12 protein-coding genes are annotated in these 13,703 nt (G+C 64.9%); 1 reads left to right on the top strand and 11 read right to left on the bottom strand.

The window, feature by feature from the left end:
* From AC1A0G_RS04290 to AC1A0G_RS04325, 8 genes are all read right to left on the bottom strand, one after another.
* Window positions 1-990, bottom strand: coding sequence for a DUF881 domain-containing protein (locus AC1A0G_RS04290; protein WP_476527812.1), 990 nt, complete (start codon window positions 988-990; stop codon window positions 1-3).
* On the bottom strand, window positions 987-1,643 hold the full coding sequence (locus AC1A0G_RS04295; protein ID WP_476527814.1) for a CDP-alcohol phosphatidyltransferase family protein: 657 nt from the start codon (window positions 1,641-1,643) through the stop codon (window positions 987-989). The genes AC1A0G_RS04290 and AC1A0G_RS04295 overlap by 4 nt, the downstream gene beginning before the upstream one ends.
* 12 nt (window positions 1,644-1,655) lie before the next feature.
* Complete coding sequence (hisG, locus tag AC1A0G_RS04300) at window positions 1,656-2,507, bottom strand: ATP phosphoribosyltransferase (RefSeq protein WP_476527816.1); 852 nt, start codon at window positions 2,505-2,507, stop codon at window positions 1,656-1,658.
* A gap of 78 nt (window positions 2,508-2,585) precedes the next feature.
* Window positions 2,586-2,849, bottom strand: a complete 264-nt coding sequence (locus AC1A0G_RS04305; RefSeq protein ID WP_094729938.1) for a phosphoribosyl-ATP diphosphatase — start codon at window positions 2,847-2,849, stop codon at window positions 2,586-2,588.
* A gap of 108 nt (window positions 2,850-2,957) precedes the next feature.
* On the bottom strand, window positions 2,958-3,626 hold the full coding sequence (gene rpe, locus AC1A0G_RS04310; protein WP_476527817.1) for a ribulose-phosphate 3-epimerase: 669 nt from the start codon (window positions 3,624-3,626) through the stop codon (window positions 2,958-2,960).
* Between the two features lie 65 nt (window positions 3,627-3,691).
* Window positions 3,692-4,618: a prolipoprotein diacylglyceryl transferase gene (lgt, locus tag AC1A0G_RS04315; protein WP_476527819.1), complete on the bottom strand. Its 927-nt coding sequence runs from the start codon at window positions 4,616-4,618 to the stop codon at window positions 3,692-3,694.
* A gap of 116 nt (window positions 4,619-4,734) precedes the next feature.
* Window positions 4,735-5,604 carry a tryptophan synthase subunit alpha gene (gene trpA, locus AC1A0G_RS04320; RefSeq protein ID WP_476527821.1) on the bottom strand — a complete coding sequence of 290 codons (870 nt, stop codon included), beginning with the start codon at window positions 5,602-5,604 and terminating at the stop codon, window positions 4,735-4,737.
* A 21-nt stretch (window positions 5,605-5,625) separates the two neighbouring features.
* Complete coding sequence (locus AC1A0G_RS04325; RefSeq protein WP_476527823.1) at window positions 5,626-7,713, bottom strand: bifunctional indole-3-glycerol phosphate synthase/tryptophan synthase subunit beta; 2,088 nt, start codon at window positions 7,711-7,713, stop codon at window positions 5,626-5,628.
* A 153-nt stretch (window positions 7,714-7,866) separates the two neighbouring features.
* On the opposite strand from AC1A0G_RS04325, the gene AC1A0G_RS04330 reads away from it, so the two are divergent.
* Window positions 7,867-8,232 (top strand): phage holin family protein, encoded by a 366-nt coding sequence (locus tag AC1A0G_RS04330; RefSeq protein ID WP_476527826.1) that lies wholly within the window; start codon window positions 7,867-7,869, stop codon window positions 8,230-8,232.
* Window positions 8,233-8,317: 85 nt separating this feature from the next.
* Here AC1A0G_RS04330 and AC1A0G_RS04335 read toward each other — a convergent pair whose 3' ends face one another.
* From AC1A0G_RS04335 to AC1A0G_RS04345, 3 genes are all read right to left on the bottom strand, one after another.
* On the bottom strand, window positions 8,318-9,400 hold the full coding sequence (locus tag AC1A0G_RS04335) for a Wadjet anti-phage system protein JetD domain-containing protein (protein WP_476527828.1): 1,083 nt from the start codon (window positions 9,398-9,400) through the stop codon (window positions 8,318-8,320).
* 62 nt (window positions 9,401-9,462) lie between these two features.
* Window positions 9,463-13,008 (bottom strand): ATP-binding protein, encoded by a 3,546-nt coding sequence (locus AC1A0G_RS04340; RefSeq protein WP_476527829.1) that lies wholly within the window; start codon window positions 13,006-13,008, stop codon window positions 9,463-9,465.
* A 1-nt stretch (window position 13,009) separates the two neighbouring features.
* Window positions 13,010-13,702 carry a DUF4194 domain-containing protein gene (locus AC1A0G_RS04345; RefSeq protein WP_476527831.1) on the bottom strand — a complete coding sequence of 231 codons (693 nt, stop codon included), beginning with the start codon at window positions 13,700-13,702 and terminating at the stop codon, window positions 13,010-13,012.
* Between the last annotated feature and the right edge of the window lies 1 nt (window position 13,703).

The raw sequence follows: 13,703 nt of genomic DNA on the forward strand, positions 1-13,703 counted from the left end.
TTATTCGTCCTTTCTCATGTAGGAGAGGTTGCCCAAAGACGCTGCTTCCAGTGTAAGCGATCTTGATTTCGAGACCTGCGGGTAAATGCCGGCGTTTGCCAGCGAGGCGTAGAGTTTCGGCTGTTGTTTGGAGCTCACCGCCGCGGACAGGCCGTCGCGGTCGCCGATCGCCTCGATGACGTATGGGCTTTGCACCGGGTTGACGCCGACCATGATCGTCTGTCCGGCGGTTCGGATGGAAGTCTGCACGCCGATACGGAACCCGTTGACGGATATCGCCTCCGCTCCGGACTGCCACAGCAGGGAGACGAACAGTTGCAGGTCGGAATCGGAGACGAGCCGGATCTGCGACGACGAATTGTCGCGATGGTACGTGCCGTCCGTCGCGGCATTGTCCGCCGCGATCGGGTTGGCGATGGTCAGGGTGACGCCCTCCCCCTTCACCTTCGACAGTCCGTTGACCATCTCGTCCTGGGTGAGCGCGCCGGACTGCGTCGTGTCGCCGAGTTGCCTGGACTGCTTGGCGACTTGGCTTTGCAGGTCGGCGACCTCGTTGTTGAGCTTGTCGACCTGCGTGTTGAGGCCTTCCAGTTCGCTGGCCCAATTCTGACGGACCGCCTTGCGGGGGTCGGTGTGCAACTGCTGGACGAACAGGCAGGTGAAGAATCCGACCGCGATGCAGATGACGAACACGATCACGCGGGTCAGCCACATCTCCCAGGCCGGAACCTTGCGCTGCGTGGTGAGACGGGAATCGGAGAACAGCGGGTCCATCGGACGGTTCGTCAGATCGTCCAGCAGTTGCAGCGAGCTGTCGTGCGCCTTGCGACGGTGCCGCCGCGACGCCTGGCCGGCGTTGGACGACAGCGATGCGTGATGCGATTCGATGCCCGAAATCGACGATGAGAACACCGCCCGGCGCCGCATCGACGCGGTTTCGTCCGGTACGGGAAACGATTCGGGGGAATCGGATGGCATCTGGTCGCTCATCGGCTGTTCGGCTCCGTGTCGTGTTCGCCGGCTCGTGCGGCGGCGTCATGCCAGTCGTCGCGGATCAACGCGATCCCCTGCCGCAGGTAGATGTATCCGGCGAGCCAGTACAGTCCGACGCCCCAGATGCCGGCCGCCAATGCGGCCAGATGCAGCAGGTCGACCATCGGGTTGACCCAGATGTCGCAGAAGATCAGCGCGGTGATCGAGATCATGAGCATGGCGGTGCCGGCCTTGCCGACGAAGTTCACCGGCAACGGGCCATAGTCGTGCTGGGCGAGCCACAGCACCTCGATGCCCATGAGCAGGTCGCGCAGCCCGACGATGATGATCATCCACCACGGTATGATTCCGGCGATGCCCAAGGCCAGCACGCTGCACAGGATCAGCAGCCGGTCGGCGATCGGGTCGAGGATCTGGCCGACCTTGCTGACCTGGTTGAGCAGACGGGCGAGGATGCCGTCGACGCCGTCGGATACCGCCGACAGGGCGAGCACCGCCAGCGCCTCGATCATGTGATGGTGCGACACGAGCGCCGCGATGACCGGGATGGAGATGATCCGCAGCAGGCTGATCATGTTCGGCACCGTCAGATAGATGTCGCGCGGCTCCGGACTGTATTTTTTGCTGAACTTCCGTTTGAAATCGATCATGCGTTCAGGCGGTTACATTCTCGAGGCCTGCAGCGCCGTGACGATGATGCCGCGCGCGCCGACTTCGTACAGCTGGTCCATCAGCTGGTTGACCTTGGCCTTGGGGACCATGACGCGCACCGCGTTCCACTGCTTGTCGTGCAGCGGGGAGATCGTCGGGCTTTCGAAGCCCGGGGTGACGTCCACGGCCGCCGCGACCTTGGACACCGGAATGTCGTAGTCCATGAGCACGTAGCGCTGTGCGGTGAGCACGCCCTGCAGACGGCGGGAGAACTTGATGAGGCGTTCGTCGTGCTCGTCAAGGCGCGGGGAACGGATAAGCACGGCCTGGGAGTGCACGATCGGGTCGGCGAAGATGCGCAGGCCCGCGTTGCGCAGCGTGGTGCCGGTGGACACGACGTCGGCGATCAGGTCGGCGACGCCCAGCTGCACGGACGATTCGACGGCGCCGTCCAGGTGGATGGTCTCCGCCTCGATGCCGTGTTCGACGAGATAGTCGTGGACGAGCTTGTCGAAGGAGGTGGCGACGCGCTTGCCTTGGATGTCCTCAAGCTTGCAGATCGGCGAATCGTTGGGTGCCGCGAACCGGAACGTGGACGCGCCGAAGCCGAGCTCCATGTGCTCCTTGGCCTCGGTGCCGGAGTTGAGCAGCAGGTCGTGGCCGGTGATGCCGACGTCGATGGTGCCTCGGCCGACGTAGACCGCGATGTCGAGCGGACGCAGATAGAACAGCTCGATGCCGTTGTCGGGGTCCTGGACGACGAGCTGGCGCGGATTGGAGCGCAGCTGGTAGCCGGCTTCGGACAGCATGTTCCATGCGGGTTCGGACAGCATGCCCTTGTTCGGCACGGCGATTCGCAACATTTGGTTTTCCTCCCCTTGTGGCCGGCATCGCACGGGCATGCCGCAACGGCATGGCGCGTCACCGGCCGGATGTGTGGTTCACAGGTTCTTGTAGATGTCTTCGAGCGTGATGCCGCGGTCGATCATCATGACCTGCAGGTGGTAGATGAGCTGGCTCATCTCCTCGGCGGTGCGCTCGGCGCCCTCGTATTCGGCGGCGATCCAGGTTTCTCCGGCCTCTTCGACGATCTTCTTGCCGATGAAGTGGGTGCCCTTGGCCAGTTCGTCCACGGTCAGGGAGCCGGCCTGCTTGGTGGCGGCCTTTTCGCTCAGCTCGGCGAACAGGGATTCGAAAGTCTTCATGATGGGATCCTTACGTGGGTTGCATGCGGTCGCATGACGGGTCGTGCACGATGACCGAGACGGTCGCATCGCGCACGACCCCAAGGTTGGTGTGCTTGCGTGCGGCGGTCAGGCGCGAAACGCGGCCTGGGCCTTGGCACGGATGTCGTCGATGGCCTGGGCCGGGTTCTCGGCGCCGTACACGGCGGAACCGGCCACGAGCACGTCGGCGCCGGCCTCGGCCACGATGTGCGCGGTCTTGGGGCTGACGCCGCCGTCGACCTGGATCTTGGTGTCCAGGCCCCGGCGGGTGATCTCGTCGCGCAGGCGACGCACCTTGGCCATCTGGTTGTCGAGGAACTTCTGGCCGCCGAAGCCGGGCTCGACGGTCATGACGAGGATCATGTCGAACTCGTCGAGGATGTCGAAGATCGGTTCGACCGGTTCGGCCGGGCGCACGGCGAAGCACGCCTTGCAGCCCATGTCGCGCAGCTGGCGTGCCAGACGCACCGGCGCATGGGTGGCGCCCATGTGGAAGGAGACGGAGGCGGCGCCGAGCTTGGCGTATTCGGGGGCCCAACGGTCCGGGTCCTCGATCATGAGGTGCACGTCGACCGGCAGGTCGGTGACCTGGCAGATGCGGCCGACGATCGGCTCGCCGAGGGTCAGGTTCGGCACGAAGTGGTGATCCATCACATCGACGTGAACGAGATCGGCGTTGGAGATGGCCTTGAGATCGCGCTCGAGGTTGCAGAAATCAGCGGACAGGATGCTGGGGGCGATTTGAATCGTAGTCATGGTTGCCTATTCTATGGAGTCTGAGCGACGAACGGCCCCTTGCAGTGCCGTGCCGTCGTGGTTGTTCATTGATTGTTCGTCTTGGCCTTGCCGTCGGCGATCGACTGGCGTTCGAGTTCGTCAGCCGTGACCGCGGACAGCCTGCGGGACAGGATCTCGCTGTCGCCGCCAAACCGCCAGAGCAGGACGAACAGGACGCATCCGAGGATGAAACACAGGATCGCGGTCCACACGTTGATGCGCAGGCCGAGGATGATCGTCGAGTAGTTGATGCGGATCATCTCGATCCAGGTGCGGCCGAGACCGTACCACATGAGGTACATGGCGAACTGCTGGCCCGCCTTGAGCACGCCCCACAGCTTGTGGCCGAGCCATACGATGATGGCCGCGCCGATGAGGTTCCAGATCATCTCGTACAGGAACGTCGGATGGAACAGCGTGCCGGTCGGGCATGCCTGGCCGTTGTAGCAGATCTCGGTCTTGCCGATCGCGTCGGCGTCGTTGAGCTTCAGGCCCCACGGCAGGGTCGTCGGCTTGCCGTACAGCTCCTGGTTGAACCAGTTGCCGAGACGCCCGATGGCCTGTGCGACCATGAGTCCCGGGGCAAGGGAGTCGGCGAGCAGCGCGAACGGGTAGCGCTTGTGGCGGCACCACAGGAACGCGGCCAGCGCGCCGACGGAGATGCCGCCGAAGATCGCCATGCCGCCCTCCCACACCTTGAGGATGTTGACGAGGCTGCCGGTGGGCGGGAAGTACTGGTCGGGCGTGGTGATGCAGTGGTAGAGACGCGCGCCGACGAGTCCGCTCGGTACGGCGACCAGCGTGGTGTCGAGCACCTGATCGAAGGTGCCGCCGACGTGTTTCCAACGTTTCGTCAGGATCGCGACGGCCGCGCAGATGCCGATCAGGATGCAGATCGCGTACATGCGGATGGTGACCGGTCCGATCTGGAAGTATGAGAACGTCGGTGACGGGATATATGCCAAGTTCATCGTGTGATGCTCGCCTCTCTACTCTTGGATTGCCTCTGCCAGCCTACCGCAGTTCGGCCGGGATCGGTGGTTTTATGCAACCGATCCCGGCCGAACTTGCGGCGATTCGTCGGAGTCTAGCGGGCGTTGTGGATGCCGTCGGCGAGCGATTCGGCCTTGGCGGCAAGATCCTTGAGGCCTTCAGCCGGGTCCTTCGCGGTCCGGTCGTCGGCGTTCAGCAGCGTGTGCACGAGCGCGGAGCCGACGATCACGCCGTCGGCGTACGCGCCGACCTTCGCGCCCTGTTCCGGCGTGGATACGCCGATGCCGACGCACACGTTCTTCGCACCGGCCTTGCGGGTGCGCTCGACCAGCGTTTCCGGGGACGCGTCGATGGAGGCGCGTTCGCCCGTCACGCCCATGCGGGCCGCCGCGTACACGAAACCGCGCGCGTTCCTCGCCACGACGGCCAGACGCTCGTCGGCCGAATCGGGCGACACGAGGAAGATGCGGTCGAGGCCGTGGCGGTCGGACGCCTCGATCCACTCCCCCGCCTCGTCCGGGATCAGATCGGGGGTGATGAGTCCCGCGCCGCCCGCGTTCTCGAAATCACGGGCGAAGCGTTCGACGCCGTAATGGTAGATAAGGTTCCAGTAGCTCATGATGAGCGGCACGCCGCCCGCGTTGGCCACGGTCTCGACGGCCTTGAACACGCCGTTAATGCTTTCGCCGTTGTTCAGGGCGATCTGGCTGGCGGCCTGGATGACCGGGCCGTCCATCACCGGGTCGGAGTACGGCAGACCGATCTCGACCGCGTCGACGCCGTGCTCGACCATCGTGCGCAGCGCGTCGAGCGAGACGTCCGGGTTCGGGAAGCCGTACGGCAGGTAGCCGATGAACGCGGGCTTGTTCTCCGCCTTGAACGCGTCGAACATCGCCTCGGTGCGGCTGGGCTTGTGGCTGATGCCAAGGGGCTGGCCCGACGGCGTGGTTGCTGTGTTCGTCATAATCGATTCTCCCCTCGTTCCTCAGGCCACGGTGTCGCCGTGCGCGCCGGTCACGTCGAGCGCGGCCGCCTGTTCGTCGGTCAGATAGCCGAACCACTTGCCGGCGGTGGCCATGTCCTTGTCTCCTCGGCCGGAGATGTTGATGATCATCACGGCTTTGTCGTACCCCTTCGCCTTGAGGTCGGCGGCGGCCTTGTACGCGCCGGCGACCGCATGCGAGCTTTCGATGGCGGGAATGATGCCTTCGGTTTGGCTCAGGTCGCGGAACGCGTTCATCGCCTCGTCGTCGGTCGCCCAGCTGTAGTTTACGCGGCCGATGTCCTTGAGCCATGCGTGCTCCGGGCCGACGGACGCGTAGTCGAGGCCGGCCGAGATCGAATACGTGTCGAGCGTCTGGCCCTCGTCGGTTTCCAGCAGGTAGCTCTTGGCGCCCTGGAACATGCCGAGCTGGCCGGTGCCGGGAGCGAAGCGGATCGCGTGCTTGCCGGATTCGGGGCCGTTGCCGCCCGCCTCGTAGCCGTAGAGGTTGACGCGGTCGTCGTCGAGGAACGCGTTCATGATGCCGATGGCGTTCGAGCCGCCGCCGACGCACGCGCAGATCGCGTCCGGATGGTCGATGCCGTACCAGTCCTTGAGCTGCTCCTTGGCCTCCTCGCCGATGATCTTCTGGAAGTCGCGCACCATAGCCGGGAACGGGTGCGGGCCGGCGACCGTGCCGAGCAGGTAGTGCGTGTCCTTGACGTTGGTGACCCAGTCGCGCAGCGCCTCGTTGATCGCGTCCTTCAAAATGCGGTCGCCGAGCGTGACCTCCACGACCTCGGCGCCGAGCATGCGCATGCGGGCGACGTTGAGCGCCTGACGGCGCGCGTCGATCTGACCCATGTAGATGCGGCACTTGAGGCCGAGCATCGCGCATACGGTCGCGGTGGCCACGCCGTGCTGGCCGGCTCCGGTCTCGGCGATCACGCGCGTCTTGCCCATGCGCTTGACGAGCAGCGCCTGGCCGAGCGCGTTGTTGATCTTGTGCGCGCCGGTGTGGTTGAGGTCCTCGCGCTTCAAAAAGATGCGCGCGTCGAGTCCGGTCTTGGCCTTGACCAATTCGGCGAAGCGCGGCGCCTCCGTAAGCGGGCTGGGGCGGCCGACGTAGCGCTGCTGCAGCGTCATGAACTCCTTATGGAATTCGGGGTCGGCCGTGGCCTCATCGTAGACGCGTTCGAGCTCGTCCAGCGCGGTGATGAGCGCCTCGGGCACGTATCGGCCGCCGAACTGGCCCCAGTACGGTCCCTGATGCTCGCTTAACGGAGTGGTTTCGGATGCTTTCACTCTTGCTCCTGCCTTTACTAGTCGTTCCACTGCAAGTTCATGATCGGCGGCCGTGGCCACGCCCTCACCCACCAGCACGGCGTCCGCGCCGGCCCGGCCGTAGTCCTCAACCTCCACCGCACCGAACACGCCGGATTCGGCGACCCGGATCACGTCGTCCGGCAGGTTCGCCGCCAGCTCGTTGTATTTGTTCACGTCGACCTTGAGATCCTTGAGGTTGCGCGCGTTGATGCCGATCACCTTCGCGCCGGCCGCGATCGCGCGCTCGATCTCCTCGCGGGTGTGCGTCTCGACGAGCACGGTCATGTTCAGCTCATGCGCAAGATCCAGCAGATGCCTGAGCGTCGCGTCGTCCAACGCGGCGACGATGAGCAGCACGAGATCGGCGCCGTGGGCACGCGCCTCGAAGATCTGGTAGTCGGTGACGATGAAATCCTTGCGCAACACCGGGATATGCACCGCGGCGCGCACCTTGTCGAGATCGTCGAGCGAGCCGAGGAACCGGCGGCCTTCGGTGAGCACGGAGATCGCGCTCGCGCCGCCAGCCTCGTATTCGCGGGCCAGCGCGGCCGGGTCCGCAATATCGCTCAGATGGCCCTTGGACGGGGAGGCGCGCTTGATCTCGGCGATCACGGGAATGCCGTCGGTACGCTTAAGCCATCGCTTCGCGTCGATCGGGGCCGGGGCCGCCAGCGCGGCCTTCCTCACATCATCAAGCGACACGGTGCGCTCGCGGGTCTGCTGGTCCTCCAGCGCGCCCGCCACCAATTCGTCCAATACCGACATGATCCTCCCTTTGTTCGTGGTCGATCATGCGTCACTGTATGACACCTCGCCCGACGATCGTGTTCTTCGTCCTACATTTTGGGCGATTCGCGGCGAGACCGGCATCCGCTTCTCCACACTCCGGTGACATTTCGGCTGGAATAATCGAATGGTATGAGTCATTTTGTTTCCCGTTGGCTGGTACTGACGATCGCGGCCGGCGTCATGGTCGCCCTGCTGCCCGGCATGGAGGCGGTCGGCGAACCGCCGATCCTCGGCATCGCCGCGTTTTCGCTGTTTCTCGCGCTCATCAACGCGTCGATCAAACCGGTCGTGCACCTGCTCGCCCTGCCGATCTCGATCCTGAGCTTCGGCCTGTTCGCGCTGATTTTGAACTGGCTGTTCATGGAACTCGCCTCATGGCTGGCGCTGACCCTGTTCGACGTGGGCGTGGTCATCCACGGCTTCTGGTGGTCGGTGCTCGGCTCAATCATCATGGCGATCGTCTCCGGACTCGTCGGCGACGTCATCGGCGAATAGCTAATCCCCGATCCTCCAAATATCAACCATGCTTCCGGAATCGAGCCGGTGCCGTGGCTCGTCGCATACCGGCGGGAAAGCGTTCTCAATCCGTCACTACGGGAATTCCCATGCCGCGCAACGCTTCCGTCGCATCGGAGATCGGGATGCGTTCCTGCTCGAGCCGCAGATAGGGGACCTCATCCCCCATGCACAGCGCTTCGTACAGTTCCCGCTCGCCTTCGTGCAGTCCGGGCAACGGTTTCGGCTGCTGGCGCTTGAGCGGCTTGTCGTCCTGGTCGCGGTTCGTGCCGAACATGCCATACCGGTCATACGCCGCACGATCCATGAACAGCGAGTCGCAGTCGATGCCCAGCTGCCGGACGGCTGACAGTATCTCGAATCCGGCCGTATCCATATCGCCCCAGTACACTATGCGAATGTTTGCGGATCGCTCGTCGAACAGCCACGGCAGCAACGTCAATCCGTCCACCGCGGCCCTGCCCGAACCGAACACGCACAGTCCGTCCCTGATCGGCGGCATCAGCTGGTACGTGTCCTTGTTCTCCACGATCACCACATACCGGATGCCCAGCCCGGCACCGTCTTCCCACGCACGGACGATCACGGCGTCCGGCAGCAAAACGCTCGCCGGGTCGAGATGTCGGAATCGCAGTTCGCGCGGGCGCTCGTCCAATGCCAGCGACGGTTTGCCGCACAGCAGTTCCACCGCCTTGCGTCGCTTCGCGGCCTTGCGGTCCAGCCATTTCGCGCTGAACCCGGCGAGCGGTACCGCGCGCGGGCGCAGACCGGCCACGTCGTGCGAGGCGCAGTATTCGGCGACGTGCAGCAGCAGCGCGAAATCGACGTCGTTCTCCGCATCCGTCATCCTTGCGACGGTCAACGCGTCCGCCGTCGGAATATGGCCAAACCGCTCATGAACCTGTTCGAGTCGCCGTCTTGCACGACGATAATCAGCCGCGGTTGCACGGTCCGAAGCCCGCAACGCAACGGACTCAGATCCGACGGTGACATTCAAGACCAGTTCGACCGTCACGTTGCCGATGAGCCGACGCTGCACGGTCGTCTCGCAGCCGGTCTTCTCTGCCCAATCCCGGATCTCCTTGTTGTTGGCATGCACGGCGAGCGCCGCATCCTCGAGATCGTCCTGCCGTGCCGGCAGTTGCACGGACACCGTGTACGGTCACGGGTTGTCGTCCGTGTATCTGCTGGCCGCCAGCCGTCGTCCGATCATTGCCGCGATGTCCCTGACCGTGCGCATCCGTCACTCCCAGCGTTGTTGGGATCAGTGTCGAGGCTGGCCTCACGCAGCGTGGTGTGTCCGGTGTCGGGGTCCTTGTAGGTGACGTACGCCTTGGTGGACACTTCGAGGATCTCGCCGGTCTTGCTTTCCGGCGCGGAGACGATCACCTGGAAGCCGAGCCGCGGCAACACCATGAGTGCGCGCTTGGTGTACCGTCCGTCGGCCTTGATGAGCGCCTCGTCGAGGAACAGCGTCGTGTAGGAGGGTTCGCCGGTCACGCTGCCCTCGCCGAGCAGGTAGATGAGCGCCGCGCCATAGACGAATGAGGTGAGCTCCTGCAATGCGCCGCCGGAACGTCCGCCGGTCGAGGTGATGCGTTCGTCCGGCCCGTCCTCGTGATGCACGGTCGCGTAGAACGAGGATCGGCCGCGCGGGTCGAGATCGTGCGCGCCGTACTGTTTGATGCCGCCGGCGTCCTTGACCTGCGCGAGCTGGTCGTGCAGCATGTCGACGAACGGACGGCAGGAGCGGAACGTCTTGCGCAGGGCGATTGCATCGGCGTCGGGCTGCTGCTCCCATGCGGTGAGCGTTTCGCTCATGCGGCGCAGGGCCATGCCGAACGCGCGTTCGGGCGGCCGTACGGTGACGTTCAACGACAGGCGGCCATGCTTGGGGCCGAACTGTTGGCCTTTGAGCATCGAGTTGATGCGCGACAGCTGTTCCTTGATGGTGGCCTCGTCGGATTTGAGCGTGCGCTGCAGGGTGAGGGCGTCCCAATACAGTTTGTGTAGGCAATTGGCGTATTCGGCTTCGGTCGCATCATTGGCGGCCAAGTGCGACAGACTGTCCAGTTCCTGCTCGTAGTACCGGTAGTCGGCGACGGTGGCGGTCAACGCGTCGTCGTCCTTCGCGTATACGTCACGGTACGCCTGCATCTGCGATTCGAGCGTCCTGCGGGCCGCGTCGGCCTGCTCGGCGAGCATCGTGCGACGGGCGTCGATCTCCTTGCCGATCTGATCGGCCATCGTGTTCTCGAACCGCATGTCGTCGGCCACGGCCGTACGTCCGGCTCCGATGATCAGATGCGCGCGCGCGGTCGGGTCGGTCTGGCCGGCGAACTGGCGCTCGTAGGCGGCGCCCAGACGTTCCGCGACCTCGTCGCCGAACGTGATGTTCCTCTCCCCGCCGTCCGCATCGCCAGCCTTGATGCCGTCGCCGATCCCGTTGCGGCTCAGCCATGCGCGGGCCGCGTCCGCTGCCTGCGCGCACGAGTCCGCGGCGTTCTGCGCCTTGAACCGGCGGCTGTTGCTGCGTTCGAGTTCCTGTTCCAGTCGTTCCCGCGTGGCGGTAAGTTCGGCGAGTTTAGGATCTCGGCGGATCGTGTCGATGTCCTGTTCGATGCGTGCGATGCGCTGTTCGACGTCCTGTACCGCGACGCTGCTCCAGTCCGTGTCGTTCAGGGTTTCGGCGAGCGCGAGTTCGCGGCGCAATCGTTCGGCCTGTTGCCGGATCGCCTCGTATGCCTGATCGGCTTCGGCGAACGCGGCTTTGGCTTCCTGCGCCTGTTGAAGCAGTTCGTCGAGATAGGCCTGGTTGACGAATCCGATGACCTGGCGGATGTCCTTGATGCCGTGCTGGCCGTGGCGCCCGGATTTGATCTGGCCGTCGCGTTGAACCTGGCGAGTCTGTTCGTCCGTGTCGTCGATGGAGTCGACGCACAATGCGTCGTATCGTTCATTGGAGGTCTGTGCGCGCAGCCAGCCGGCGAACGGGGAGTCCTCCCGGTAGCGCAGTTTGCCGGACAGCCAAGGTTCGTCGTCTGCGTGATTCGCTACGGCGTCTGCATCCCCGCGGTCGCGGCCCGTGTCCACGAACCGCCAGGTGCGCCGTGACATAAGGTGCGGGTCGATGGCGCTCACGCGTGCGGCGAAACCCTGTTCGTGCCGTTGGTCGACGAGGATCGTGCGGGCGATCGGACCGTAGGCGACGTTCATCGCGGTGCGCCATGCCTCCTCGTCCTCGCGCACGTCCATGAGTTCGGCGACATAAGGCAGTTCTTCGGCATTCAGGCCGGTGGCACGGCAGAGCATGGCGCGCTCCTCGTCCATCTGCTGGGAGATGCGCGTGCGCTGGGTGCGCTGACGTTCATAGTCGCGGGTGAGACGGTCCAGTTCGTCGTTGGCCTGCGAGCGCGCGGCCGCGGCCTCGTACTGGTCTCGGTCGAGTTGCTTGCGTCGACGCTCGTAGTCCGTGACGAATCGTGCGGCCTGATCCCGCCGTGTCTGCCATGCGTCGCGGGTGTCGGGGATGTGCTCGCCGATGGCGGCGAACTGGCGGGCGACCCTGTCGTGGTTGTCGGTCACGGCGTTCAGGGTCTGCTTGGCTTGGGTCAGGTCGAGTTCGAGCCGGGCGAGGCTGCCTCCGTCGACGCCCTGGATCTGCGCCTTGACCGCGTCGATGCGCGCGGTGATCTCCTCGCCGTGCGCGCGTTCGGCGGCGGCGTCCTGCAGGTGCCGGTCGCGTTCGCGCTCGTCGTGCGGCAGTTGGGCGTTCACTTCCTCGGCCATGTGCGCCAGCGCCCACCGGCGGATGGCGGCGCGTCCGGCCTCGCCGTTCGGGTCGACGGCATCGAACGCGCGCACGTTCGCCTGCGCCTTGTCGTATTGCCCGTAGGATTGACGGATGCCTTGCAGCATCTCCATGCGCCGGGCCTTCTCCTCCATGCTGTCGAAGTTGGCCGCATACCGCTCGTAATCGCCGGCAAGGTCCTCGGCCTTGCCGATCGCCGCGGGCACGCCGAGCACGCCCTGTTTGAAGATGTCGTCCAGCCGGGACGGCGCGTCGGCGGACTGGATCTTGTGCAGCAGCCGGCATGCCTCCTCGGTCAGGCCCATGACGCCCCAGATGCGGGCGTGGAACGCATTCGCGTTCGAGAAGATCGAACAGCCCTCATAGGTCGTCTTGAGCTGGGTCGGCGTGAACGGGCCGTCTCGGAACTGGTCCATGAGACGCGGGTCGATGACGCGGTTCCAGGTGACATATTGGCGGCGTACGTCGCCGCGTCCTTCGCCCGGCATCAGGTAGAGGAACTTGCCGCATGACAGGGTCTGCCCGGTGGTGGCGTTGCGGTACGTGTCCACGATCGCGCCCCACACGCTCTGCGGCATGCCGTCCGCGTCGGTGCCGCGCAGGTACATCGGCGCGTCGTCGGTGTCGCCCACGCCGATCATGCCGCGCAGGTACGTGTAGTCGCTGCGTTCGGAGCGTCCGGAGTTCGACGCCTTGTTGAATGGCGTGCCGGACGGGTACAGCAGGGAGATCTGCGCGTCGACCAGCGTGGATTTGCCCGATTCGCTGGCGCCGGCGAGCAGCGTCACCGGCAGTTTGTCATCCGTGGACGGGCGGAAGACATGGTATCCGTCGTAGGAGCCCCAGTTGACGAGCTGCCGGCTTTCCATCATCCAGCGGTCGGGGACGATCTGGATGTCGCGCGCGCCATCCGGCATCGTGGATTCGCTCATGGTGTCCGTCATCTCACTGCCTTTCCTCGATGTCGCCGGTCTCGCCGATCGCATCGTCCGTTCCGTCGTCAACCGGATCGGCCGAATCATCATCCGCGTGTGCGTCATCGTCGATCTCGTCCCTGCCGTCCAGCCACGTCCGTGCAAGGTCGCGATCCAATACGACGGGCACGAGTTCGGTGATGCGCAGCATCGTCTCGTCGTCGGCGGACCGTTCCAGGTACCCGTATGTGGTCATGGACGAGACGATCGCGCCGATGAGCTTGAGCACGCCTTCCTCGTCGTTGCGCGAGGCCAGATAGCCGGCTCCGGTGGCGAGCGCCGCGCGGATTTCTTCGAAGCTGACGAGCCATTCGTCCGCGGGCGTATGCAGGTTCTCGTATTCGAGGACGCGGATGCGCAGGAACGCGAGCAGCGCCGCCTCTTCGCGGCGCAGGCTGACGCGCGTTTTGAGCGATCGGGGGTTCTGGTCGGCGTCCGGGACGGGGGTGGCGTACATGATCCGGTAGCGTTCGTTGACGACGAGTTCGAGCATGTCGTTGTTGAGCGAGCGGATGACCTGGTCGAGGTTGTCCATTGCGGTGTCGTAGGTGGCTCCGCTGATGTACCGGTCGCGTTTGAGCGCGATGGCGGCCATGCGGGCCGGCGCGCTCATGTCGCCGGTGTCGCCTTCGAACAGTGCGGCGGTCGTGTCTTGCTCGTCCATG

Source organism: Bifidobacterium sp. LH_230 (genome assembly GCF_056357555.1).